Genomic DNA, 25,759 nt, shown 5'->3' with positions numbered 1-25,759 from the left:
GTTAGGCGGTGCGTTTTATGGCAATACTCGAAGTAAAAAATATAACAAAAAGTTTTGATAATACAGAAATTCTGAAGGATATAAGCTTTGATCTTGAAAAAGGAAAGACGCTTTCGATTTTAGGAAGGTCAGGAAGCGGGAAAACTACTCTTTTAAGGTGCCTCAATTTCCTTGAAACACCGGATGGCGGCACTATTAGTGTAAATGGAGAGCTTTTATTTGATGGTAAAAGTCCGGGTTTCAGCGAAAAGGAGCTTAGAGAGAAAAGGCTTCATTTTGGAATGGTTTTTCAGCAGTTCAATCTTTTCCCCCAATACACAGCTCTTGAGAATGTTATCCTTGCTCCGGGGATACTTAAGCCTGAAAAAGATAAGACAGAGCTGTTAGTGGAAGGAAAAGCAATTTTAAGTAAGATGGGATTGCTGGACAGAATGGACAATTATCCCCATCAGCTCTCAGGTGGACAACAGCAGAGAGTTGCTATAGCGAGAGCTCTTGCATTAAAACCTGATATTCTCTGTTTTGATGAACCTACATCTGCACTTGATCCGGAACTTACAGGAGAAGTTCTTAAGGTTATAAGAGAGCTTGCACAGCAGAATACAACAATGATAATTGTTACCCATGAGATAGAATTTGCAAAAGAAGTCTCAGATGAGATTATTTTCATGGATGAAGGCGTTATCGCTGAAAAGGGCAGCCCATCTGAGTTAATTGACAATCCTCAGAATGAGCGCACAAAGCAGTTTTTACTTAATTATCATATGTGATTTTTTGACCGGAATCATTAGTTTCCGGTCTTATTTTTTCTATGGTATACTTAAAAGATACCAGCAACTTTTTTGTAATTTTTAAGGTGATATTTATGGAAAAAGAAATACTTATTAAAGAACAGGAGCATCTGACTTTAGTCTATGACAAGCTTCTGGAAATGAAGAAAAAACTTGAAGATCAGATAGCTGCGCTTGATGAAAAGGCAGTAGATGATAAGAATGATATTCGCGATAATATCCGTTTCGACTATGCTGATATAGAGACTACAATGGAAACTCTTGCAGAGATTGAGGTATGGAATCGCTATATTGATACCTATAATGTAGAGAGTTCCTCTTTGGGAAAGCGTTTGAATACAGTTAACAAACTTCTTGAATCCCCTTATTTTGCCAAGATAGAGCTTCAGTTTGACCCCTCTGAGGAGCCTGAAAGCTACTACATTGGAAGAGCGGCCATTTCTGAGAATGGTTATGACCAGATGGTGGTTGACTGGAGGTCGCCTATTGCAGAAGTTTATTACAACCAGGAAATGGGAAATACTCACTATACTGTTGAGGACAGACAGATTCCTGTGGATTTAAAGCTCCGAAGGCAGTTTGACTTAAAGAAAGATAAACTACTATCATATTTTGACACTCAGATTGCTATTGAAGATCCTATGCTCCTGCAGTCCTTATCACAGATAAGATCAGACAAGATGCAGGCAATTACTTCAACTATTCAAAAAGAGCAGAATATCGTTATCAGATATCCGGATGTTCCTTTTCTTTTAGTAAATGGAATTGCAGGAAGTGGAAAAACTTCTGTTCTGCTTCAGAGAATAGCATATCTTTTTTACCAAAAGAGAAAAACTCTTCGTCCTGATCAGGTATGCCTTATGACATTAAATCCGGTTTTCCGTGACTATATTGACAATGTCCTTCCGGATCTTGGTGAGTCTAATCCACTTACCATAACATGGCATGAGTTCCTTGATATGGTGAGCGTTCCGTTTATTGATAACGACTATGATTACACAGAGGCAGAGAATCTCAAAAAGATCCATGATGTATTACCAACACTGACACCCGAAGTGGATGACTTTTTTGATATTACTCAAAAAGAAACCATGGTGATGCCCAAAAAGGATGTGCTTTCAATTATTAACAGATTTAGCCAGTTCCCTATGGGCGTTCGACTTTTCCAGATTGCATCGGATGAGCTTTTGGAAAGAGCCAAAAACATTCTGAAAAACTCTGACAATTACGCTGATAATGAGTCCGATAGCGTTGCAAAGTCAGAAAATGCAGATAATAATCGTCTGGAAAATGACTTTGGCGGAGCTATACGTACCATTAAAAAATGTGGTTTTATCAATGTTATGCATATAGCACAGCGAATTCTTGGGAAATCGCATATTACAGCGGCTGAATGGCTGTATACCAAGATGGAGCTGACAGGTGAATGTGACAGAAATATGCGCTATGTGATGATTGACGAGGTTCAGGATTATACAATGGCGCAGATGATTGTATTTAGAAAATTTTTCCCAAATGCACGTTTTATGCTGCTTGGAGATGAATACCAGTCCATTCGCGAAGGTACGATATCTTTTGCTGAAATAAAAGAAATGGCAGAAAAAGATGGCAAAGAATTTGTGGAACTACCGCTTATGACAAGCTATAGAAGTTCCCCTGAGATCACAGAGATGTTTTCATCTTTGCTACCTGCGGAGAAAAAGATGTCAGTTTCTTCTGTTAAAAGACCCGGTGAAAAGACAATCGTAAAAGAATGCAGTTCAGAAGCAGAGTATTTTTCTGAATTGGAGGCGCACATAAGTGAGTTTGGCAAAAAAGATGGCATAACGGCTGTTATCTGTAGAAATGCCTATTCTCTTGAAAAGATCAGTGCTTCTATAAATAATTTAGATATAAAGATTATATCTGAGCAGGATGCACTTCCGTCAAGCGGAATTGTTTTATTAGAATTATCATTGGCAAAGGGGCTTGAATTTGACAATGTTATTCTTGCTGATGTGGACCGGGAATCTTATCCGGACAAAGAACTTGGAAGACATTGCCTGTATACGGCGATGTCACGTGCTACACAAAGACTTGTTGTTTTGTCCTGTGGTAAGTTATCTGATACATTAAAATAATTTTTAATTTAAGAGGGGAATGTTATGAAATTCAAAAGTGTTGTAGCTGTTTTTGCTGGTATTATTGGGGCTTTGACTTTGTCAACCACTGTTTATGCAGGGACTTCAGAGCTTACAGGGCTTGAGGTTGATGATGCTATTGCTGGTCAGCGACCTGTAGCAATCATGGTAGATAATGAAAAGAAGGCTCTTTCTCATTATGGAACAGCAGAAGCTGATGTGGTTTATGAGATGATGAACAGTACTGCCAATGGACGCATTACGAGACTTATGTGTCTTTATAAGGACTGGGCGAATCTTCAGCAGACTGGAAGTATTAGAAGCACAAGAACAACTAATATTATGATTGCTGATGAATACAATGCTGTTCTGATCCATGATGGGGGACCATTTTACATTAAGTCTTACCTTACGAAGCCTTATGCTGAACACATAAGTGGTGGATTTAGCAGAATCAAAAATGGAAAGCCGACAGAGTACACTGAGTATGTTTTTGGCTCAGAACTTGTGGATAGATTTGCTAAGAGTGGACTTTCTACTACATACAATATGCAGATGGAGAGAGGCACACACTTTTTGTTTAATGAAGCAGATACAGAGCTTCCAAGTGATGTGGTTGCAGGAACTGTGGATATGTCAGGAGTTTTTGCTCATAATAAGAGCCAGCTTGTATTTAATCCTGAGACCAGAACCTATGATTATTATGAATATGGCGCTTTGCATCAGGATGCAGAAGACGGACAGGCTATGACATTCAAGAACGTTATCTTACAGAACGTCTCTTTCAAGCAGCTTGATAAGAACGGATATCTTACATATAACGTTATTGGTTCAGATAAAGGCTACTATATAACTAATGGCAAGGTTATACCTATAATGTGGTCAAAGGCCAGCGAAACGGGCATGACACATTACTATAGCTCTGATGGACAGGAACTTTCCATAAATAAGGGAAAGACCTATATTGGACTTATTCCTTCAGACTCATGGGATAAGCTTGTATTACAGTAAAAATAAGAGAATTTTATGACACAGACGCATTTTGACGCTCCAAGCGAGGAACTTTTGGGCAAGTACAGCCAGCTTAAGGATTATTTAAAAAGTCTGGGGACTGTTGCAGTAGCATATTCTAGTGGTGTTGATTCCACTTTCCTTTTGTATGCAGCCAGCGCTGCGCTTGGAGAAAATGTTATTGCACTTACTGCTTCATCCTGTCTTTTTCCAAAAAGAGAGCTTCATGAAGCCACAGATTATTGTAAAGAACTTGGGATAGAACACTTCGTTATTGAGGCTGACGTTTTTTCTATAGAGGGTTTTTCAGATAATCCACCAGACAGATGCTATCATTGCAAGAGAAGGCTTTTTGAGCAATTTCTGGAAGAGGCAAAAAGGCATGGAATAACAAGTGTAGTTGAGGGATCAAACCTTGATGATATGGGCGATTACAGACCGGGACACAGAGCGATTGCTGAACTTGGTATACTAAGTCCCCTTAGAAAAATAGGCTTTACTAAACAGGAAATAAGGATAATGTCCGCATATTTAGGAATCCCTACTGCAGAAAAGGCTTCTTTTGCCTGTCTTGCCAGTCGTTTCCCATATGGGGAGCTTATTTCAGATAAAAAGCTTGATATGGTAGATAAGGCTGAACAATATCTTTTAGATGCAGGATTTAAGCAGTTCAGGGTCAGAATTCATGGTACAGATGTTGCAAGGATTGAGGTCCTTCCTAAAGATTTTGACCGCTTTATGGATTTGCAATTTAGAAATTCTGTATATAGTGCATTTAAAGAGTATGGCTTTAATTATGTGTCTTTGGATCTTAAAGGTTATAGAACCGGAAGTATGAATGAAACTTTATCATAATAAAAAGAAACTGAGCAGTCTGCCTTGATTGCTCAGTTTTTTGCTTATGAATATGGTCAGAAGTTTACTGGATGTCTCCGGCAATATCGATGTTCTCACCGGTTATACCAATCCATGCTCCGTCCTTTGCTTCTTTTGAATCAGCATGAGCAAGGAGCCATTTATTGGTAGCTCTAAGAAGCTTGTCTTCCTGGTTCACAGCTGTGTATTCAGGTTTACCTACATTTGTGCCCTGTGGAAGGCCAACAAGAACCTGGAATCCAGAATCTTTATGAGCCTGACAAGGAGCGTAGTGGAGAGTTGTTGCATATACTTCTACCATTACTCCCTTTGGAACGAGGAAAGCCTTAACTTTATTTGAATCCAATTTATAGTCAGATATTTCTTCTCTTTTTGCTAAAAGAAGTATAAAATCTGTTGCACCGAGGTTGATTTCGCTTGAGCGGTGATACTCAAGGCAATTGAGCTTTGTGTTGTGACCGTTGCACCATCCGTACTGCATTGGTGATCCGCCAAAGAGTGTGTTTGTCATCTTAACTGAAGCTTCAAGTTCCTGAAGAGCCTTTTCTTCAGCAACATATTCAGTTCCTTCAGGGATGGGTGTGTTGGCGCCTAAAGCTTCCATGATCTGTTTCTTTTCTTCTTCGTACCCCTCAATGATTCGTCCATAGTTTGTAAACTCTGGATCTGTAACACTTATTATTTTCATTTCGCCCTCCTTAAAAGCCAAAAATACATTCTCAAGTAATAATATACATCTACCAGGCAAAATTTGCTTATCAATATGCACCTAAAACAATTCAAAAAATGCTATATATTAATATACTTCAGATTGCAAGTCGCCATGTTGTATTGGTTCTTGGATCATAGTAAAGCCTTACAACTCTTTTCATTCCCAAAACAGTGATCATACATTCAAATATGGTTGTGGAATCTGTGGCATAGATTCCATCTGCAGTTGTATAGGTGCTTTTTCTTTTGGATTCCCGATAACCTTTAACGGTAAAGGTGTCATATTCTCCGTCTTCATTCATAAATCTGAACTTGAGCGGGATTATGCTTCCATCTGACTTGTGTTCGCAGATAACATCTACTTCATTTATAATCTTACTCATAATAAAAATTTCATGCTCCTCATGTTCCTGATTGTCTAAAGTTTCATCGGTAAGCGCGACCTTTTTTATCTCTTTTTTCTCACGTTCTCTCAGTGCTTCTTCAAAGCCCTTCAGGGCGGCAAATGGTAAGAACTGGCTAGCTCTGTCTGCTCTTGGCATGGCTACCTCCTTTTAGCTAAAATCCGGCTTTATGTCCTCCTATTTGGACATTTCTTTGTATGGAAGTGCCTGCTTCATACAGATCCATACCTTTGATAACAGAATTTTTCCCGTAGCGATCCTTGATTTCGTTTACAGATTGTAGGACTTTTCTGTCTTTTTCCATAACGGACGGGTCAACAAAAAAGCTATATTGCTCAAAACATTCGTCCATGACAGAATTGGCACTAACATTTATACGTCTTATGGGTACATCTCGCATTGCTGATCTGGTATAAAGCTGCACAAAGGCATCCATGAGTATCCTGTAAGAGTTGGTGGTCACCTGCAAAGTGGCACTTACTCCCGTTGGAGGAAAAGTTTCAGCACTGTATCCAATGAAAAGAGAGATATTGTTGCTTACTACATGGGCGGCTGTCATATCAAGTGAGAGCTCATCAGCCATTTCTTTTACGATGATAAGCGCATCATCAAAGTTATAGTCACGCATCAGCACCTGCCCACAGGATAAAGATTTGGACCTTGACTGGTAGTTTTTTATATCCTGCATTGTGCAGGACTCCCGTCCCCATGCATGGTCGATGATATATTCTGCATTTACGCCGAATTGCTTGTAAAGAATATTTTCCGGAAAGTTAGCTATATCTTTTTGGGTATACATACCAAGAGAATTGAGATGGCGCTGTGTCCCGGGACCAATTCTCCAAAAGTCTGTGAGAGGTCGATGTGTCCATAGCCGCTGTTTAAATGTGTCTTCATTTAATTCGGCAACGAAATCCGGTGAATGTTTGGCAAGGATATCAAGGGCTACCTTGGCGAGGTACAGATTAGTACCGATACCGCAGGTAGCCCTAAGTCCCAGCTTTTTTTTAATGTCATTCATTATCTTAAGGGCCAGGTCATGAGCGGATAGCCCATAGAGCCCAAGGTAATGTGTTACATCAAGAAAAGATTCATCAATGGAATATACATGTATGTCCTCTTTTGAAACGTAGCTGAGATATATTTCGTAGATATCGGCGGAAATATTGATATATCTCTTCATTCTGGGAGTTGCGATTATATAGTCAAGGTGCTTGGGAATCTCATGGATCCTGCAGCGGTTTTTTATTCCAAGGGCTTTCATTGCGGGGGTGATGGCAAGGCATATAGTGCTCTTGCTTCTGTCCTTGTCTGCAACGGCAAGGAGTGTAGTCATGGGGTCAAGTCCTCTGTCAACGCATTCGACACTGGCAAAAAAGCTCTTGAGATCTATGATTAGATAACAGCGATCATTTGGCTCTATGATCTTGAAATTATTGTCCATAGGTATATCCTTACTCCAAAAACGAATGTATGTTCCGAACATATGTTGGGTATTTTTATAATACCCCTATCGAACAAATGTTTCAATCGAACAGATTATAAAATTTTTGTTACGAATGGAAATTTATGCATAATGTCCAATAAAATGTACTGTACTTTTTATACCCCTATATATCTGCAATTATAGTACCATCAGAAGGAGGGATTTGTTATGGATCAGGTATATATGAATTATAGGGAAATCAGAATAGCAGAGAATAAGAAAAGAAGACAGAAAATAGTAAAAAGACAGCGTTTTATATTGGGAGCTGGCATATCAATATTGATTGTGATGATAGCATGCATTGCTTCAACACTTGTGTCAGAAGCCCGTTCTGAAGCTGTCAGATATAAGTATTACACATCTGTCACAGTACATTCGGGAGATACTCTGGAAAGCCTTGCTGATGAATATATTACTGAAGAATACCGAGACCAAGCATCTTTTATAAGAGAGGTATGCGGAATAAATAATCTTGAAGATGAGGATTCAATTATGGCAGGGGAATGCATCATTTTGCCGTATTATTCAGAAGAATTTAAGGAATGAGATATTACACTAGTTAAAAAGGAATAAATTATTATTATAGTTTTCTAAACAGTGACCACAAAACTGAATTCTTAATATAAACTATAAGCAAAACAAACAATGGGAGTTGAATAGCCTATAATAAGCATTATGAAAAGAATTTTTTTTGCACTGTTTTTTATATTTTGTCTAACTGTAAGTAATTACGTTCAGTCAGGAAGTATTGCGGTTGCCAAATCTGAAGTAGAGCTGGCCGGATGGAATTTTGCGGCATTTGGACAGGGAATCTCAGTCGACGAAGAAGATTCAGGATTTAAATTAAATGATGATGGTTCTGTCACCGTATGGAATCTTAATGGGAAAGGAAAGATCGTTCCGGCAGGTACGGACAGCTTTTCTTTTTATTACGTCCCAATTTCTGCTGATAAGAATTTTACCCTCACAGCAACAGTAAAAGTTGATTCCTGGACCTTTACAAATGGCCAGGAAGGCTTTGGGCTTATGGCTGCAGACAGAGTTGGGGAACATGGTGACAAAACTCCCTTTTGGAATAACTCATACATGGTTATGGGTACTAAGGTCGAATATTATTTTGACCCTTTAAAGGGGCAGGTTACAAATGAGGGGAATTACGAGAAAATCACAATGAAAGATGGTCTTGGTGCGCAGGAGAAAAAGGGCGTTACCAAAGATAATCTTTCTTTATTTGAATCAAATGATACAGTTACGGTTAATCAGTTTTTTTCGTCAATCATGTATCCTCTTGAGACCTCATGTGCAAGGAAGGGATCTGGTGTATATAATCTTTGGGAAAATGAGAAAACAGGCTCTATAAGCACAATTGAGGATTCCAAATCAGAGGTTAGATTACGTATCCAGAAAAATAACACGGGATATTTTTTAAGTTATCTGGATAATAAAGATAACGCTTTTTGTACCCAAAAATTCTATGATCCTGAGGCACTTGAGCAGCTGGATGAAAAAAATATTTACCTGGGCTTTTTCGCTTCCCGTACTGTAACAGCAACTTTTAGCGATATTGTCCTTTCAGTTACTGATGCAAAAATTGATGCCCCGGCAGAAGAGAGACCTATCACATATGTGGATCCTGATTATAAAGTTGTATCGGCACCATATGCGAACTCTGAACTGTACATGTTTGAGTATTCAGGCAATGCTGATGGCTATCTTACTGTTACAAATTCTTATGGTGAAAAACTTTTTGATGAACAGGAAGTTGTTGCCGGTGAAACGGTAGGCATTGAAACGTTGCTTAAGGATGGTATTAATTCATTTAAGGTCTCTGTTACGCCTTTAGAGGATTATTTACCTGATGATGATGAATATAAGTGTCTTTCCTCATATGAAACGAAAGAGTTTAACTATGCGGTAAAATATGAATCAATAAATGAAGATGAGAAGATATATGTTTCTGCTAATGGTACAGCTGACGGAGATGGTAGTAAAGGCAATGAAGTGGATATATATTCTGCCGTCAAATATGCAAAGCCCGGACAAACAATAGTTATCGAAGCAGGAGATTATAGTCTTAATGAGACAGTAACCGTGTATAGAGGTATCAACGGAACGGAATCTGATCCTATAAATCTGATAGCTGATGGTGGAAGAGCAGTCTTTGATTTTAACAGGGAATGTGCCGGATTTATTTTTGCTGGTGATTATTGGCACATTAAAGGAATAGATTGTACTCATTCGGGCAATGGCAAAAAAGGAATACAGGTTTCCGGGAACAGTAATATTCTGGAAGATGTGTATGCCTATGAAAATGGGAACACCGGGATTCAGATAAGTAGATTTTTAATCGACGATGGCTATGAAAAGTGGCCTTGTGACAATCTTATTACTAAATGTATTTCATATGGAAATGCAGATTCAGGTTATGAGGATGCAGATGGTTTTGCTGCGAAACTGACAGTTGGTGACCGAAATATATTCGATGAGTGTATAGCTTATAACAATGCCGATGATGGATGGGATCTGTTTGCTAAAGTTGAAACAGGAATGATCGGGAAAGTTACGATTCAGAACTGTGTGGCTTTTGCCAATGGCTATGGAATTGATGGTTCGGAGCAGGGAGATGGAAATGGATTTAAAATGGGTGGATCCAATATGCCCGGCCAGCATATGCTTATAAATTCTGTGGCATGGGGAAACAAGGCAAAGGGAATCGACTCCAACTCCGGCCCTGATATTCAGATATATGACTGTAAGACATTTAACAATGGCGCTAATAATGTGTCTCTTTATACTAATAGTTCGCAGGATACGGCCTATTATGTGGACGGGCTTATTTCATATAGGACTGAGAACAAGGATGTTGAGGAAAAGATAATGCCTGGAGAGACTCAGAACAAAGAGGATATTTATAGAAGTAACAATTTTCTTTGGATTAGAAAAAAGTCAAGAAATGTTGACGATGTAATAATTGAAGATGATTGGTTTGATTCTCTTGAGGCACCGGTGGCAGATGTAAATGACCCTTTAGCTGTTGCCATGAATATGAGGACAAGTGATGGGGAAATAGATCTGGGCTCTTTCCTGAAATTCAGCGCCAAAGGCCTGTTAGAGCTTGAAAATGCAAGTAAAGTCTTGGAAGAAAGCAGAGAAGAAATGTCAGCTAATTCAGAAGAGGGCATTTTTGAAACTGAAGAAATAAAAGAGGCAAAAGAGGGTGAAGGCTATAATAATGAAGGACAGAAAAAGTTTCCAATTATACAAGTGACAGTAGCAGTAATGCTTATTTTGGCAGCGGCCATAGTAATATATAAAGGGAGCAACACATAAAATATGTGTTATGCTCCCTTTTTAAGTTCTTTAACCAGATCCTTGAGTTTTTCTACAGTTCTGTAGTAATCGTAACCGTGAACTTGAATATGTGTATCTATATCTTCGGCAATGTACCCGTTTTTACCACCGTTGCATGTCATAACAATATAATTTAACTCTTCCCCCATATGAAACTCCCCCCTGACAAAAAATCTTTAGACATATTTTAACCGAATATAAAGAAAATAATTATAAAAAATTTATAAAATAAAATCATTGTGAAAATTTATTGCCATCTTCACAATTCATATCGTATAAATTATTGCAATCAAAAATACATGGTAAGGATGGTGAAAGTATTATGGGAAAATTTATTAAGGTTTTAGCTGGTATAGTTCTTGCATTGTCAATGGCTTTGAGTGGAAATCTAATGTCTACAAATGTATTGGCAGCAAATGACGCTGCGCTTTACATAAGCGGCGCGAGATTTTTAACAGCACTTCATGGCCAGGCTGATGATAACAGCGAGATAGTCATAGCCCTTTATGAGAAAAATGGTGAAGACATTGCCTATATCAACGATGGAATGAGCCATGTGTATACTTCATATACTGTATCTGATGCAACAATAAAGGGCATTGGACAGGTACAGAGATATGCAGTTGAAGGAACACTGGTATTTAATTTCTTTATGGCAGGAGATATTCCATGCATTATGTTGGATGATGGAAAAGTGTTTGCATGTGAATACCTTGATAGCTATGCAGTTTCACAGCTCCAGAGCTATGACTGATAAGTTTTATAACAGGCCTCTCATTAATAAGCTGTCATTTCAGGTGCTAAATCTGGGATGGCAGCTTTTTCTGCTATGTGTGAGCTTGGCGATTGATTTCATGGATGATAAAATAATAATATCAAAACGTTTTATGGAAGATCAAAAGGAGAGCATCATGTTTGAATCAGGTACTACTATCTTAAGTATTAATCAGACTTTTAATGATATATTCTCTACATGCAATAATATTCTCATGATCTTTGGCTGCTGGTTTTTGTTTAAGAAATGTGGTGTTAAAAGAATATGGGCTTTGATCCCTTTTGCCAGAGAGTATCACATGGCTCTTTGTGCCGACAAAGAGAAAGAGGGAAGGGTTTTTGCCGTAACTACATTTTTTTATTATCTGATCATGCTGACCCTGATTGTTATTGACGGTCCGGAAGAAGTTGAGCTACTTCTGTTAATTCCACTTATAGCTTTATACGTCACAAACGTTATTTATACGATCAGAATCTATTTAGGGCTGATCAAGATGTTTGGACTTAAAAAGAAGTGGATAATACCACTGATTATTTTTGATGGCCCGGTACTTATACTTTGGGGAGTAGTTCCCAAATATGTGCCTGAAAAAAAGGTAGTCCAGGTCGCTAAAAATGGTGCAAAAGAGCTTGGAAAGAACATTATGGCTGCCTCGGAAGGACTTACGGTCAATATCACGGAGAGGACAGTCATAGACTTTTTCAGGAAAAAGACTCTGCTTAAAGACATACATATGGCAATACCAAGAGGACATATGGTACTTCTTCTTGGAGGGTCAGGAGCAGGAAAAACAACTCTGTTAAATGCAGTTACAGGCTATGAAAAAGCTGATGCCAGCGTAATGCTGGATGATAATGATGTATATAAAGATTACCAGAAAATGAAATATGATATAGGTTTTGTTCCTCAACAGGATCTGATGAGAGGGAATGATACCGTTGAAATGACCCTCACAGATGCTGCTCTTATGAGGCTATCTGCAGATGCATCTATTATGGAAAGAGAAAATCGGATTGCAAACATGTTGGATCAGTTTGGGCTTACGGCTGTTAGGAATTCCTTAGTGGAAAAGCTTTCGGGAGGACAAAGAAAAAGGCTGTCCATTGCCATGGAGTTTATTTCCAATCCGTCTCTTTTTATCCTTGATGAGCCTGATTCAGGTCTTGATGGTGTTGTAGCAAGAAGCCTTTTTGAAAAGCTAAGAGAGATAGCGGATGAGGGAAAAATAGTTTTAGTTATTACACACACTCCTGACAGAGTAATAGATCTTTTTGATGATGTGATCGTTTTGGCAAAGGATGCCACAAGGACAGGGCGCCTTGCCTGGTATGGACCGGTAAAAGAAGCTTATGAGTTTTTTGGTAAAAACTCGATGGAGGAGATACTTCTTTCCATAAATCAGAAGGATGAAGGCGGAGAAGGAAAAGCTGATGAATTTGTTGAGAAATATGCTGATCGCATCAAAGAAAAGGTGGGGTGACTTTCGATGAAAGAATACAAAGTCAGACATAGAGGAAGGTTTTTCCAGACACTTATTTATCTTGGAAAGTTCTTCAGAATGTTTTTATTCCAAAATGATTGGAAGGTTCTGCCCATGGCGGCAGTGATCGCAGGGCTTGTCGCATTTTCTGTAGGTCAGAATATTTACAAGACCATGGAAGGGACTCTTATGGGGACCTTCGCTATTTCCTGTATATGTATCTGGAATGGATTCTTTAACTCAATTCAGGTTATCTGCAGGGAAAGAACTATAGTAAAAAGAGAACACAGATCAGGACTTCACATAAGCGCCTACGTTGCTGCACACATGATATATCAGGCATTTTTGTGCATACTACAGGTTGCGATAACAATTGGCGTATGTATGCTCATGAGAGTGGAAATACCGCATAAAAGCCTGATAACACCTTGGGCAGTGGTGGATTTTGGGCTGACACTTTTCCTTATAACTTATTGCGCAGATATGCTGGCACTTTTGATCTCAGCTTTTGCCAAAACGACTACAACAGCCATGACTATAATGCCATTTCTTTTGATCGTACAGCTGTTGTTTTCAGGAGCATTTTTCAACCTGCCGCAGGAAGCTATGCCGCTCACTAATCTGACAGCTACCAAATGGGGACTGACAGCCCTCTGCGCGCAGGGGGAGTATAATTCGCTTCCAATGGTAAGCGTGTGGAACAGCGCACTAAAGATGAAGGATGTGGAAGTTGAAGGAGAAAAGCCTCTTTTGACCGTTTTCAGGGAAATAGAGTCCAATAATATGAGGGATGATCTTCTGCTGAAGACTGGTGAGTTAAACCAAAATCATGATTATGATTTTGACCCGGAAATCGTATTAAGATGCTGGGGGTGGCTTTTGATGTGGACAGTGGTCTATGTGATCCTTACAGTTTTTCTTTTGGAGTCAATTGATAAAGACAAGAGGTGAAAAAAAGGATATAGTAAATAAAGGGACAAAAACTATATAGAATGGGTGGAGATTATAATGATCAGACGTTCACAGTACAGATGCAGTTTTAAATTGCTTACAGCAGATATTTTGCCGGATAACATTATAGAAAGATGCCAGGATCAGTTTAAAAAGCTTATAAGAGATGGCAGAGTTTGCAATGCCTCTTTTTATAAATATAATAGCATGGGATTTCTTTATGTTGAAGAGATTGTTGACGATTACAGCGAACCATACCTTTCAGTGGATCAGTACATGTATGATATCCAGCCATATTTAAAGCCATGGCCTGAAGAGGATGGTGACAGATATTTTGCACCTATGATAAATGTGTATTATCACCATATTCCGGAAGAAAATCTTGATAAGTGGGAATTTGAGCGAACTAAAGATAAAAAAGAACGTGTAGGGCGAATAGCTTTTGTTTTTCCTAAAAAACTTCCGTCATATGTAATGCATCACACTGCAATAGTGAATGAAGGACTTCTCAAGGGGGATAAGTATGCATATATATCACTTCATGAGAATCTTCTTTTCTCATATTATGAAGAACCCAGAAATAATGTGAATATCAAAGGGGTGGACGAGGAGTCTGTTGTCATAAATGACTGGCTTAAAGCTGACCCGGAATCTCATTTTGATCGTGAGAAGGGCAGAGGAAGCAATTTCCTAGTTATTCCTTGCCTGTTTACAGTGGACAGAGTGGATGATATTCAATAATATTCAAAAGGTATTGGCAAGTAGGTATGAATGAACTGGTAAAAAGAATTTTAGATACAAATACACCAAAGGGAACAGCTTCTTTGTGGTGGATGGGCCAGATGGGGCTTATTGTAAAGATGGGGAATACAGTGCTTTGCATAGATTATTATGCAACGCCGGATCCTTCCAGACAGACTGAGCCGCCAGTTCCGGCCGGGGAACTTGAGGGAATTTCAGCTTTTTTGGGGACTCATGATCATCTTGACCATATAGATCATGAAGCCTGGAAAATATGGGCTAAAACCAACCCAATGGCGAAGTTTGTTTTTCCCAGAAAGAATATGGAAAGCGTTCTTGCGGATGGGATTAGTGCTGATAATGCGCTAGGGCTTAATGATGGTGAAAAGATAAAAGTGGGAGATGTGACAATAACTGCTGTTGCAGCTGCCCACGAGTTTTTGGAGCAGGATCCGGAATCTTTGCTATATCCGCATCTTCAGTACATAATTGAAGGTAATGGAGTAAGGATACATCATGCAGGTGATACGGTCCGCTACGAGGGAATGCTGGGCAAGGTTAAAGCATTTGGTAAAATAGATGCCCAGCTTCTTCCTATAAACGGGCGTGATTCAGTGCGTTACAGGAGAAACTGCATAGGTAATATGACCTATCAGGAGGCGGCAGATTTTGCAGGTGATTGCGAGACAGGACTTGTCATCCCGGGACATTGGGATATGTTTGCGGACAATAGTGCTGATCCAAAAGAGTTTTGTGATTATATTGAAATAAAATATGGGGAAAGGTTGAAGAACCTGATCCCCAAAGTCATGGAAGAGATTGTTGTAACTGCCATGTAATTAAATAACACAAGATATTAAAACAGGTCCTTTGTCACATCAGTGAACAAGGGCCTGTTATTTTAGGCATAAATGGTGATCCCTTTTTTTCTACAATTTCCAAATTTATAGAAGAAAATACTCATTGCTGCACCGATTGTCTAGGACAGGGCATCGTCACTGTTTATGGGACTTTACAGGATCTTCTTAATTTTAAAGAATGTCAGGCTGCCTACCACAATAAGGATACTCAGTCCGATGATGACAGGATAGCCCAAACGGGATTCAAGCTCAGGCATATATTTAAAATTCATACCATACCATCCGGCTATTAGTGTAAGAGGCATGAAAATAGTGGTAACCACTGTGAGGACTGTCATGATGCGGTTCTGCTTAACATCAAGCTGTGACTGATATAGGTCATTTAGCTGTATGGTATAGTCACGAAGATGAGTTGCAGCATCATAAAGTCTGTCAACCCGGTTTGAGAACATGTGGAAGTATCTCAGGTTTTCTTCATTGAAAAATCCGTTTTCGTTTTCTTCCAGCTCCTGACCAAAGTCCTGTAGCTGTTCATAGTGGATTCGAAGATCTCTTATGTCACCGCGGATTTCGTTGTTGCGCTGCATATGGGCGTCTTCAGCGTTTTCCATGATTTCTTTCTCTATATCATTAAGCTCACGTTCATAAAGCTGCATAAGCTGCAGATCGTTATGAATGATCTGTTCAAGGAAATCATAGAGAAATCTCTCAAGAGAGGGCTTGCGCCATTTTTTATTCTGTTTAATGCGTTTTACAATATTCAAAGCGCTTTTACCCTGATCAATGAAAACAATTCCGGTTTCATCAAGAGCAAAAGAGAAGCTTTCTGGCGTTTCGCTGCCGGTTGACTGTACCGGCAGGCAAAACGTTCCTGTAAGAGAATCATAGTTGACATCGGCTTTAGTGGTAAGAATATCATCGCTGTTCATATCAAAATCAATACCCATGTCAAAGTTCTCATTTTGTTCCAACCACTGCTCAGGGGTCAGGATCGCAACATAGGGCGAATCTGCGTCATGGCACTGTTCTGCGCTACATTCTTCTAAAGTGTTCTTTATCAAATAATACATTTTTCTCTCCAGATAGTTATTCTTTTCCGCTCCAGCAGTATGTGCAAAGCTTGCATGGCTCAAGCGGTATAGCTTCGATCATATCATCCAGTCTGTGGTAATGAAGTGAAGTGAAATTCAGCTCTTTTCTGATTTCTTCAAGCATTGCCTCATACTGTGGTGAATCAGGATCGGTGTATTTTCTAATAGTTTCCTCGTTTGGAGAAGGGTAACCTTCAAGCTTTTCAATCACACGTCTTGTGATAAGCTCCATTTCTGAATTGGAACGGGAGAAGTTAAGGTACTTGCAGCCATAGATTAAAGGAGGGCAGGCAGGACGAATATGAACTTCGCTTGCACCGCTCTTATACAGGAATTCCGTGGTTTCTCTAAGCTGTGTTCCTCTTACGATTGAGTCATCTATAAGGAGAAGGCTCTTGTTTTTAATGAGCTGGTTAACCGGGAGGAGCTTCATTTTAGCTATAAGGTCACGTCTTGACTGAACAGTTGGCATAAATGATCTTGGCCAGGTAGCTGTATATTTTACAAAAGGTCTTGAATAGGGGATTCCTGAAGTGTTTGAATAGCCAATAGCATGGGCAACGCCAGAATCCGGAACACCTGCAACAAGATCAGGATGGATGCCACGCTGCATATCACGCTGAGCGAGCTTACTGCCACAATTATAACGCATTCTCTCTACATTTAAACCTTCATATGTTGATGCTGGGAATCCGTAATAAATCCAGAGGAAGGTACAGATTCTCATATCACCCATTCCCGGAGCAACGATTTCTACAGATTCAGGTGTGATAAATGCAATTTCAGCAGGTTCAAGTTCTTTATAATGGGTGTATCCGAGATTTAAATAAGAAAAGCTTTCAAAGCAGACGCAGAACCCTTCGTCCTTATGCCCAATCTGGACAGGAGTCCTACCATAGCGGTCTCTTGCAGCGTAAATGCCTTCCGGTGTCATCAGAAGAAGAGACATAGATCCTTTAATTATAGCCTGAGCGTAGCGAATACCTTCTACGATTGTAGATTTCTGATTGATAATAGAAGCAACAAGCTCTGTAGGGTTGATATCACCGCCACTCATTTCAAGAAAATGTGAGTGATTGTCGGTAAAGAGCTTCTTGGTTATTTCTTCGATGTTGTTGATCTTGCCAACAGTAGTGATGGCATATGTTCCGTGATGTGATCTTACGATAAGTGGCTGGGGTTCAAAATCTGAAATACTTCCGATACCAAGATGCCCTTCCATTTTGAGCATATCGTCTTCAAACTTTGGTCTGAAATATGACCTCTCGATATTGTGGATAGAGCGGTCAAATCCTTTCTTGCTGTCATAAACGGCCATTCCGGCGCGTCTGGTTCCTAAGTGTGAGTGGTAGTCAGTTCCGTAAAACAAGTCAAAAACTGCGCTCTCACGAGATGCTACTCCAAAAAATCCTCCCATGGAAACCTCCTAGAATATGAGTTTTAAATATGTATTCCGGAAAGTATCATATCACAAGCATGGGGATTAGTGGAAAGTTTTTTCATGAGCAAGTTATCTTTAGCTTGAATTAAGTTTTAAGGAGTAGTATTGTACATAACAAAAATTGCAAAATAAACTAATTGATTTTGCAAAAGCTGTTATGTTTGTTTTGGCGGTGATATTATAGGATGATAATTGAGAAACCTCAATTTAAAATCTTTATAGAGAGAAAGGCATGACTATGAATAGATTCAGACAGTTTAGTAATCAGATGATGTATAAAATGGCACAGTTTTTTTACGGAAGAAATGGCTTTGATAATTTAGCAAGGACATGCAATGCGTTAGCGATTCTTATGCTCGTGATCAATATATTTGCTCAAAGTGCAGTAATTTACTTCATTTGGGTGGCATTATTCGCATATACGATCTTTAGGATTTATTCAAAAAACATTTCAAAAAGATATGCTGAGAACCAGAAATTCCTGCAGCTCACAGAGGTTCCAAGACGATATGCAAATCTTGCAAAACTTCAGTGGAGAGACCGTTCTGTCAGCAGATATTATTTATGCAAGAGCTGTCATCAGCAGATCAGGGTACCAAAGGGCAAAGGACGCATTGAAATAAGATGTCCTAAGTGTGGTGAGAGATTTATCAAAAAGACCTGATCAGTATGGAGGAAACGGTATGGTAATGGATCCTTATAAAGTTCTTGAGATTAGTCCCGGAGCTTCGGAAGAAGAGATAAAAAAAGCACATAGAAGACTTGCCAAGAAGTATCATCCGGATTTAAATCCGGGAGATGAAGTTGCAGCTAAAAGAATGAATGAGATAAACGCTGCATATGATATTCTTACACGACCGGGTGCTGAGAGATACAGAAGTACATATGCATATTCACAGTCACAAACTCAGTCTCAATCACAATCGCAGGAGAGGACCTATAGTCAGGAGGAGAATCCTTTTGAAAACTATGGTACTTATTGGCAGTGGACAAATGCAGATTTTAACAGGAATTATGGCAGGCCTGATGAAAGTTGGAATACCTGGAATAATTGGTCGGGCTGGAACAGAACACCGGTTTATGGCGGATCATTGTTGTTTAAAGTTTTTAGATGGTTTATTATCCTGCAGATTTTGTCATTTTTCTTTAGGTTATTCCTATTCTTTTAATGTTCATGATATTCCACATTTTTGCTAGTGTAAGCGCTTACACTAGCATATGTTCAAGTGATATAAATTAACATAACATAATCGTATGTATTACTTGAACAAAGTGATAAAAAATGGAGGAGTATTATATGTCTGTGCACGTTATTGATGAAGCAAATCGTTGTTTACAATGTCCAAATCCCAGATGCAGGGAAAATGGATGCCCTATTCATACAAATATTCCTGAAATGATACGTCTTTTTAAGGAAAATCGTATGATGGAAGCAGCTCAGATGCTCTTTGAGAACAATCCGCTTTCAATGGTGTGTTCTTTGGTATGTAACCATGGTAATCAGTGTGAAGGCAATTGCGTAAGGGGTATTAAGGGAGAGCCTATTCATATTTCTTCAATTGAGAATTACATTTCCGATTCCTGTTTTGAGAGATTAGAACTTAATCCTGCTCCTTCAAATGGCATGAAGGCAGCTGTAATAGGTGCAGGCCCCGCAGGAATAACAATTGCTATTATTCTTGCCCTAAAGGGATACTCCATAACTGTTTTTGAAACACACGATAAGATTGGCGGAATCCTTCGATATGGGATTCCGGAATTCAGATTGCCGAAATCAATATTAGACAGATATTATAAAAAAATGCGCGAGCTGGGAATCAAGTTCAGACCTAATTTCTCCGTTGGAGGTTCAACAGGAATACAGGATCTTCTTGATGACGGCTATAAGAGCGTATTTATTGGTACCGGTGCATGGAAGCCTAAACGCCTTGGAGTTCCTGGTGAGACCTTTGGCAATGTATTCTATGCGATAAATTATCTCAACAACCCTGATGTATACGAGCTTGGTGACAGGGTAGCCATAATAGGCGCCGGAAACGCGGCTATGGATGTAGCCAGAACTGCCATAAGACATGGTTCAAAAGAGGTTGTTGTATATGTGAGGGGCGATTCAGTAGGCGCTTCTGAGGCAGAATATGAATATGCCAAAGTTGACGGAGTTAAGTTTGAGTTCCGTAAAGCCATTGTCAGAATAGAAGACGATGGGGCAGTATTTAGCGATATGGAGCCCGATGAAGAGAAGATAGCAGCAAGCAAGGCTAAGGGAGAGGAACTGAAAAAGACTCCATTTAAAGTTATTCCAAATTCGGAGCATCTCATTCCTGCAGACAGCATAATAATCGCTATTTCTCAGGTGCCTCAGGACCGATTGGTAAATCATGATAAGGACCTGAAATTAAATGAAAAAGGTAATCTTGCAACAGATTCAAAAGGAGAAACCTCACTTCCCGGAGTATTTGCTTCAGGAGATGTGGTTACAGGAGCTAAGACTGTAGTGGCTGCGGTTGCAGTATCCAAGCAGATTGCTGAAGATATGGATAAATACATGAAGAACAAGGATTGAATATTAAGGGAGCATATCAAATATGGTATGTTTCCTTTTTTATTTAAAAAGAGTACGTGATATAATTTCCTTAATGTTTATAGCGATTACTGCAATAGGGGGACTAATATAGCGTGAAAAAGACAGTAATATCTGATTGGACTATAAAGAGAATAAAGGACAACACGATTTATGATACGTCAGTACCTGGAAGTGTGCTGAGTACGTTACAGGAGAACAAGGTTATTCCGGATCCGTTTGTGGGTGACAATGAAAAATATGCCCTTGAAGTGATGGAAGAGGACTTTGAATACGCGACGAGCTTTGACTGTGATGAGGATGTTTTTGCCACAGACAAAAAAGAGCTGGTATTTGAAGGAATAGACACTATTGCAGATATCATATTTAATGATCAGACTATTTTGCATGCAGAAAACATGCACAGGACTTACAGGATTGATGTAACACAAAGCCTTAAGGAAAAAGAGAACTCTCTTAAAGTATATTTCCATTCTCCAACAAAATATATAAGAGAAGCATATAAACAGTGCGAGTGCGACGGCTCTGAGGATGCAATGGTGGGCTTTGCCAACATAAGAAAAGCACATTATATGTTTGGCTGGGACTGGGGCCCAAGAATCCCAGATGCCGGACTTTTTAGGCCTGTAAGCCTTATTGGGATTGAAAAGGCAAAAATAGACAATGTAAGAATCCATCAGGAACACTCAGAAGGAAAAGTAGATCTATGCCTGTATATAGATGATGAAGTAATAACAGACAATGTAGACATCAGCTATGATGTGAGAATTACTTCGCCGGATGGAGATGAAAAAGAAATAAATAACTATAAAGGGCAGATGATTCCTATTGAGGATCCAATGCTCTGGTGGCCAAATGGCTTTGGGGAGCAGAATCTTTATACTGTTACCGTAATACAAAGGGCAGGAGATGAGATTACCGATAAAGTCACAAAGCGCATTGGCCTTAGAACTATGGCCATCACCAGAAAAAAGGACCAGTGGGGTGAGAGTTTTTCACACTGCGTTAATGGTGTTGATATCTTTGCTCTTGGCGCTGATTACATTCCGGAGGATAACTACCTATCCAGAATTACGCCGGAAAGGACAAGGCAGCTTTTAGAAGACTGCAAAACGGCGAACTTTAATTCCATAAGAGTCTGGGGAGGGGGATTCTTCCCTGGAGATGAGTTCTATGATATATGTGACGAGCTGGGACTTATTGTTTGGCAGGATCTTATGTTTGCCTGTGCCGTCTATGATCTGAATGAGAATTTTGAAGATAATATACACCAGGAAATAAAAGATAACATAAGGCGAATCGAAGGCCATGCCTGTCTTGGGCTTATCAGTGGAAATAATGAGATGGAGCAGTTTGTAAAAGAAGGTGTCTGGGTAAAGACGCATAAGCAAAAGGCTGATTACATCAAGATGTATGAGTATCTTTTCCCAAAATGGATTCATGAATATGCTCCGGATACCTTTTATTGGCCCTCAAGCCCATCTTCAGGAGGCTCCTTTGACAATCCGAATGACGATAGCAGGGGTGATGTACATTATTGGGAGGTATGGCACAGTAATAAGCCATTTACTGAGTTTAGAAAGCATTTCTTCAGATATCTTTCTGAATTTGGTTTTCAGTCAATTCCATCAAGAAAGACCTTAGAAAAAGTCATGGAGAAGGAGGAGGATTTTAATCTCTTTTCCTATAATATGGAAAAACACCAGAGAAACAGCTCTGCTAACGCCAAGATCATGCAGTATATGCAGTCAACCTTTAAATATCCATGTGATTTTGATGTTCTGACATATGCATCCCAGCTTTTGGCCGGGGAAGCGATCAGATACGGAGTTGAGCATTTCAGGAGAAATCGCGGAAGGTGTATGGGCGCCATCTATTGGCAGCTTAACGATTGCTGGCCTGTTATAAGCTGGTCTTCAATAGACTATTATGGCAGATGGAAGGCACTTCATTACTATGCTCAAAGGTTCTTTTCACCGGTTTTGGTGAGCTGTGAGGAGACAAGTACTGTATCCGAGGGGATTTTAGTCAATTCAGAAAAAACTGATTTTACGCCTTCGATAAGACTAAATATTTCAAATGAAACAATGAGCGACAAAGAACTGACTTTGGAGTGGGAATTGAGGGATGCAGCCGGGAAGATGATTAGTCCTGAAAGGCAGGAAATTAAAACAAGGGATGCTAAAGAGATTAGGATTGCAGCTCTGTCTGCGATCTGGCAGGAAAAAGTGAGCTTTCCAGGAATCGACATATACTCGAATTATGTATCTTTCAGAATAAAAGAGAGAGGAAAGATTATATCTGCAGGAACGGCCTTTTTTGCTCCTGCTAAGTATTTCCGTTTTAAAGATCCTGATCTTAAGATAACGGTTGTTTCTGAAAAAGAGCTGATGGTTGAGGCAAAAACTTTTGCAAAGAATGTAGAAATCAGAAACAGGAATGATGATCTTGTCCTTGAAGATAACTTTTTTGATATGGATCCGGGACAGAGAATCATAAAAGTTAAGAGAGGCCAGACGGATGAGCTGAAAGTAAGAAGTGTTTATGATATACATTAGTGATACATAAATAATTGCAAAAGGTATCATTTTATTTGAAATTTGATAAAATGATACCTTTTATTAAATATTTCGAAAACTAGGATACCCTATTAAAATTCTATGAAGTTCAAACCAAGGCCTGCCTGATTTAGAATTTGATCATAGAGAAGGGAGGATGCTAGATATGAAGAAAAAAATAGTTTCAATTTTGATGGCATCAATTTTGGCAACAATGGGAACAGCTTGTGGAACAGGGACTCCTGCTGCAACTGATGAAAGTCAGAACACAAGTACAACATCTCAGGTAACTGCAGCAAATGATGCTGCAACTCAGAGTTCTGAAAATGTCGACCAGAGCCCTGTGACACTCAGATTTATGTGGTGGGGTGGAGATGAAAGAGCAGAAGCTACTATAGCTGTTATTAATAAGTTCCAGGAAAAGTACCCATATATCACGATTGAACCGGAGTATGGCTCATCAGATGGATACCAGGAGAAGCTTACAGCTCAGCTATCAGCAGGAACAGAAGCTGATATTATACAGATGGGTGTTGGCTGGATGCCAGGTTTTGTAAGCTCAGGAGCTGATTATTTTGAAGATTTTAACGATTATTCAGACGTTATAGATCTATCAAATTTTGAGGCAGAGTTCCTTGAGAATAATGGATACTTTGATGGACATCAGTACGGACTTCCTACAGGTCTTGCGGGGACAGCCCTTATTTATAATTCAGATGCTGCAAATGAGCTTGGCATTGCAGAAGATATGGCTGGAGATCTTGATTGGAATAAAATTGTTGAGATTGGTAAAAAAGTTCACGAAGCTGATAGCAATAAATACCTTCTTACAATCGATTCAACAATGATGACAACAGCTGTTTTAAGACCATATTTATTACAGCTTACAGGAAATACATTCTTTATTGATGAAACCTGTGAGATGGGATTTACCAGAGACCAGTTGGTTGAGACATTGTCATATATAAAATCGCTTTATGACAACGGAGTTATAGCATCAGCATCAAGCACAGAGTCCTACAATGAATCTCTTCAGACAGATCCTAATTGGATTAACGGCTCATATCTTGGAATGTTTTGCTATACATCTACAGCAGAACCTGCGGTTAAGGCATCAGGACTTAATTATGCAGCAGCAAATCTTCCTGTCATGGAAGGAGCTAAGGACGATGGATTCTACTGCAATTGCCCTCAATATCTTGTTGTGAGCAAAAAGTCAGAACATGTAAAGGAAGCTATGATGTTCCTTGACTATTTCTATAATGATGAAGAAGCAGCCGCTATACTTGGAACAGTTCGTTCAGTACCACCTACATCAGTTGGACAGAAGGTATGCGCAGAGAATGGACTTCTTGATGGAATAGCAAAAGAGACAGTTGATGTATGCCAAAAATATAATGGAACATATGAAATGGGCCTTTCTACAGAAGAGGAACCGATGGCTATTATGAGCGATATGATCATGCAGGTTGCTTATGGAGAAAAAACACCTGAAAAAGCTGCTGATGATGCCATTATCTTATTCCAGAATTATCTGGATAGCAAAAAATAACAATCTGCAGTATTCTTTTGGGGCTTCAATAATCCGAAGCCCCTTTCTTATAAAATTCACGGAGAAATTAAAAATGAAAAATAAAATATCCAGTCATGACAGGAGGCAGCTGAAAGGATATATTTACATCCTACCTTGGCTTATTGGCTTTTTGGTCCTTCAGCTGATACCTTTTATTCAGTCTTTTTACTATTCTTTTACGGACTATAGCATAATGTCCAGCCCCAAATTTTCTGGATTGAAGAACTATATCACTTTGTTTACTGTTGATCCTGAGTTTTGGAATTCATTTAAAGTTACATGGATATACACGCTTTATACAGTACCAGGAAAAATAATAATGGCCCTGATAGTGGCAATGCTTATGAATCGCGATATGAAGGGCATTAATGGACTTAGAACAATATATTACATACCATCACTCTTTGGAGGAAGTGTGGCTATCTGTATTCTTTGGAGATTGATGTTCATGGATACTGGCGTAATAAATGGCATTCTTGGTGCTTTTGGACTTCCCAAGCTACAGTGGCTTGGAAATACAAAAACAGCGCTTCCCACCATATGCATGATGGAAATATGGCAGTTTGGTTCATCTATGGTTATGATGCTTGCTGCGCTTAAGAATGTTCCCAAGGATCTTTATGAGGCAGCTGATCTAGACGGAGCAGGCGCATGGGATAAGTTTAAGAATGTGACTATTCCACAGATATCGCCAATTATTTTCTTTAACGTGATAATGCAGACCAACAATGCGCTTCAGGCATTTACTAATGCTTTTGTAATAACAAAAGGAGGGCCTCTAAAATCGACCTATCTTCTCGGAATGAAGCTATATCAGGAGGCTTTTTCTTATTACAAAATGGGATACGCAAGCGCTATATCCTGGGTTATTTTCGCCACAATCATGGTGGTGACTTTACTTCTGTTCAGATATTCATCAGGAAAAGTGTATTATTCAGATGCGGGAGATTTCTAATAC

The 25,759-nt window shown here is 39.2% G+C and carries 23 protein-coding genes; 17 read left to right on the top strand and 6 right to left on the bottom strand.

Features of this window, described 5'->3' with window-relative positions; all coding sequences use genetic code 11:
* Positions 1–17: 17 nt before the first annotated feature.
* The 4 genes from BM146_RS04460 (at position 18) to larE (ending at position 4,777) form a co-directional block, all read left to right on the top strand.
* A complete protein-coding gene (locus tag BM146_RS04460; RefSeq protein WP_074884945.1) occupies positions 18–770 on the top strand; it encodes an amino acid ABC transporter ATP-binding protein in 753 nt (250 codons plus the stop codon).
* A 95-nt stretch (positions 771–865) separates the two neighbouring features.
* Positions 866–2,911: a HelD family protein gene (locus BM146_RS04455; RefSeq protein ID WP_074884942.1), complete on the top strand. Its 2,046-nt coding sequence runs from the start codon at positions 866–868 to the stop codon at positions 2,909–2,911.
* A 24-nt stretch (positions 2,912–2,935) separates the two neighbouring features.
* On the top strand, positions 2,936–3,922 hold the full coding sequence (locus BM146_RS04450) for a DUF3048 domain-containing protein (protein WP_074884940.1): 987 nt from the start codon (positions 2,936–2,938) through the stop codon (positions 3,920–3,922).
* A 15-nt stretch (positions 3,923–3,937) separates the two neighbouring features.
* Complete coding sequence (gene larE, locus BM146_RS04445) at positions 3,938–4,777, top strand: ATP-dependent sacrificial sulfur transferase LarE (RefSeq protein ID WP_074884937.1); 840 nt, start codon at positions 3,938–3,940, stop codon at positions 4,775–4,777.
* A 64-nt stretch (positions 4,778–4,841) separates the two neighbouring features.
* On the opposite strand, the gene BM146_RS04440 is transcribed toward larE, so the two are convergent.
* The 3 genes from BM146_RS04440 to BM146_RS04430 form a co-directional block, all read right to left on the bottom strand.
* Positions 4,842–5,486 (bottom strand): DUF4867 family protein, encoded by a 645-nt coding sequence (locus BM146_RS04440; RefSeq protein ID WP_074884935.1) that lies wholly within the window; start codon positions 5,484–5,486, stop codon positions 4,842–4,844.
* Positions 5,487–5,604: 118 nt separating this feature from the next.
* The gene (locus BM146_RS19945) at positions 5,605–6,051 is read right to left on the bottom strand and encodes a hypothetical protein (RefSeq protein ID WP_242949338.1); all 447 of its coding nucleotides are present in this window, start codon (positions 6,049–6,051) and stop codon (positions 5,605–5,607) included.
* A gap of 16 nt (positions 6,052–6,067) precedes the next feature.
* A complete protein-coding gene (locus BM146_RS04430) occupies positions 6,068–7,357 on the bottom strand; it encodes a Y-family DNA polymerase (RefSeq protein ID WP_074884933.1) in 1,290 nt (429 codons plus the stop codon).
* A gap of 210 nt (positions 7,358–7,567) precedes the next feature.
* Between BM146_RS04430 and BM146_RS04425 the strand changes: the two genes are divergently transcribed.
* Complete coding sequence (locus BM146_RS04425) at positions 7,568–7,945, top strand: hypothetical protein (RefSeq protein ID WP_074884930.1); 378 nt, start codon at positions 7,568–7,570, stop codon at positions 7,943–7,945.
* 129 nt (positions 7,946–8,074) lie between these two features.
* Positions 8,075–10,729 (top strand): right-handed parallel beta-helix repeat-containing protein, encoded by a 2,655-nt coding sequence (locus BM146_RS04420; RefSeq protein WP_074884928.1) that lies wholly within the window; start codon positions 8,075–8,077, stop codon positions 10,727–10,729.
* A gap of 8 nt (positions 10,730–10,737) precedes the next feature.
* Here the strand turns inward: BM146_RS04420 and BM146_RS19345 are convergent, their stop codons facing one another.
* On the bottom strand, positions 10,738–10,899 hold the full coding sequence (locus tag BM146_RS19345; RefSeq protein WP_177201589.1) for a hypothetical protein: 162 nt from the start codon (positions 10,897–10,899) through the stop codon (positions 10,738–10,740).
* Between the two features lie 173 nt (positions 10,900–11,072).
* Here BM146_RS19345 and BM146_RS04415 point away from each other — a divergent pair, with 173 nt between their 5' ends.
* Genes BM146_RS04415 through BM146_RS04395 form a run of 5 tightly spaced genes read left to right on the top strand, consistent with a single transcriptional unit; the run spans position 11,073 to position 15,536 of the window.
* Positions 11,073–11,504, top strand: a complete 432-nt coding sequence (locus tag BM146_RS04415) for a hypothetical protein (RefSeq protein WP_074884925.1) — start codon at positions 11,073–11,075, stop codon at positions 11,502–11,504.
* The gene (locus tag BM146_RS04410; protein ID WP_242949337.1) at positions 11,497–13,005 is read left to right on the top strand and encodes an ATP-binding cassette domain-containing protein; all 1,509 of its coding nucleotides are present in this window, start codon (positions 11,497–11,499) and stop codon (positions 13,003–13,005) included. The genes BM146_RS04415 and BM146_RS04410 overlap by 8 nt, the downstream gene beginning before the upstream one ends.
* Before the next feature lie 6 nt (positions 13,006–13,011).
* Positions 13,012–13,956 (top strand): ABC transporter permease, encoded by a 945-nt coding sequence (locus BM146_RS04405; RefSeq protein WP_074884922.1) that lies wholly within the window; start codon positions 13,012–13,014, stop codon positions 13,954–13,956.
* 57 nt (positions 13,957–14,013) lie between these two features.
* On the top strand, positions 14,014–14,697 hold the full coding sequence (locus tag BM146_RS04400; RefSeq protein WP_074884920.1) for a hypothetical protein: 684 nt from the start codon (positions 14,014–14,016) through the stop codon (positions 14,695–14,697).
* Between the two features lie 26 nt (positions 14,698–14,723).
* Positions 14,724–15,536, top strand: a complete 813-nt coding sequence (locus tag BM146_RS04395; protein ID WP_074884918.1) for an MBL fold metallo-hydrolase — start codon at positions 14,724–14,726, stop codon at positions 15,534–15,536.
* 173 nt (positions 15,537–15,709) lie between these two features.
* Here BM146_RS04395 and BM146_RS04390 read toward each other — a convergent pair whose 3' ends face one another.
* Both BM146_RS04390 and BM146_RS04385 read right to left on the bottom strand, forming a co-directional pair.
* On the bottom strand, positions 15,710–16,627 hold the full coding sequence (locus BM146_RS04390; RefSeq protein WP_074884915.1) for a magnesium transporter CorA family protein: 918 nt from the start codon (positions 16,625–16,627) through the stop codon (positions 15,710–15,712).
* A 16-nt stretch (positions 16,628–16,643) separates the two neighbouring features.
* Positions 16,644–18,065 (bottom strand): amidophosphoribosyltransferase, encoded by a 1,422-nt coding sequence (locus BM146_RS04385; protein WP_074884912.1) that lies wholly within the window; start codon positions 18,063–18,065, stop codon positions 16,644–16,646.
* 262 nt (positions 18,066–18,327) lie between these two features.
* Between BM146_RS04385 and BM146_RS04380 the strand changes: the two genes are divergently transcribed.
* The 6 genes from BM146_RS04380 (at position 18,328) to BM146_RS04355 (ending at position 25,756) form a co-directional block, all read left to right on the top strand.
* Complete coding sequence (locus BM146_RS04380) at positions 18,328–18,753, top strand: zinc ribbon domain-containing protein (RefSeq protein WP_207649893.1); 426 nt, start codon at positions 18,328–18,330, stop codon at positions 18,751–18,753.
* 19 nt (positions 18,754–18,772) lie between these two features.
* Positions 18,773–19,258, top strand: coding sequence for a J domain-containing protein (locus tag BM146_RS04375; RefSeq protein ID WP_074884909.1), 486 nt, complete (start codon positions 18,773–18,775; stop codon positions 19,256–19,258).
* A gap of 128 nt (positions 19,259–19,386) precedes the next feature.
* Positions 19,387–20,652 carry an NAD(P)-dependent oxidoreductase gene (locus BM146_RS04370; protein WP_074884906.1) on the top strand — a complete coding sequence of 422 codons (1,266 nt, stop codon included), beginning with the start codon at positions 19,387–19,389 and terminating at the stop codon, positions 20,650–20,652.
* 113 nt (positions 20,653–20,765) lie between these two features.
* Positions 20,766–23,228 (top strand): beta-mannosidase, encoded by a 2,463-nt coding sequence (locus tag BM146_RS04365; RefSeq protein ID WP_074884903.1) that lies wholly within the window; start codon positions 20,766–20,768, stop codon positions 23,226–23,228.
* Positions 23,229–23,394: 166 nt separating this feature from the next.
* Positions 23,395–24,780 carry an ABC transporter substrate-binding protein gene (locus BM146_RS04360; RefSeq protein ID WP_074884900.1) on the top strand — a complete coding sequence of 462 codons (1,386 nt, stop codon included), beginning with the start codon at positions 23,395–23,397 and terminating at the stop codon, positions 24,778–24,780.
* A gap of 73 nt (positions 24,781–24,853) precedes the next feature.
* Positions 24,854–25,756 carry a carbohydrate ABC transporter permease gene (locus BM146_RS04355; RefSeq protein WP_074885265.1) on the top strand — a complete coding sequence of 301 codons (903 nt, stop codon included), beginning with the start codon at positions 24,854–24,856 and terminating at the stop codon, positions 25,754–25,756.
* Positions 25,757–25,759: the final 3 nt, after the last annotated feature.

Origin of the sequence: Butyrivibrio proteoclasticus (genome assembly GCF_900115735.1) — a bacterium.
Lineage (GTDB): Bacteria > Bacillota > Clostridia > Lachnospirales > Lachnospiraceae > Butyrivibrio > Butyrivibrio proteoclasticus_B.
This window is presented reverse-complemented; position numbering and strand designations above follow the sequence as displayed.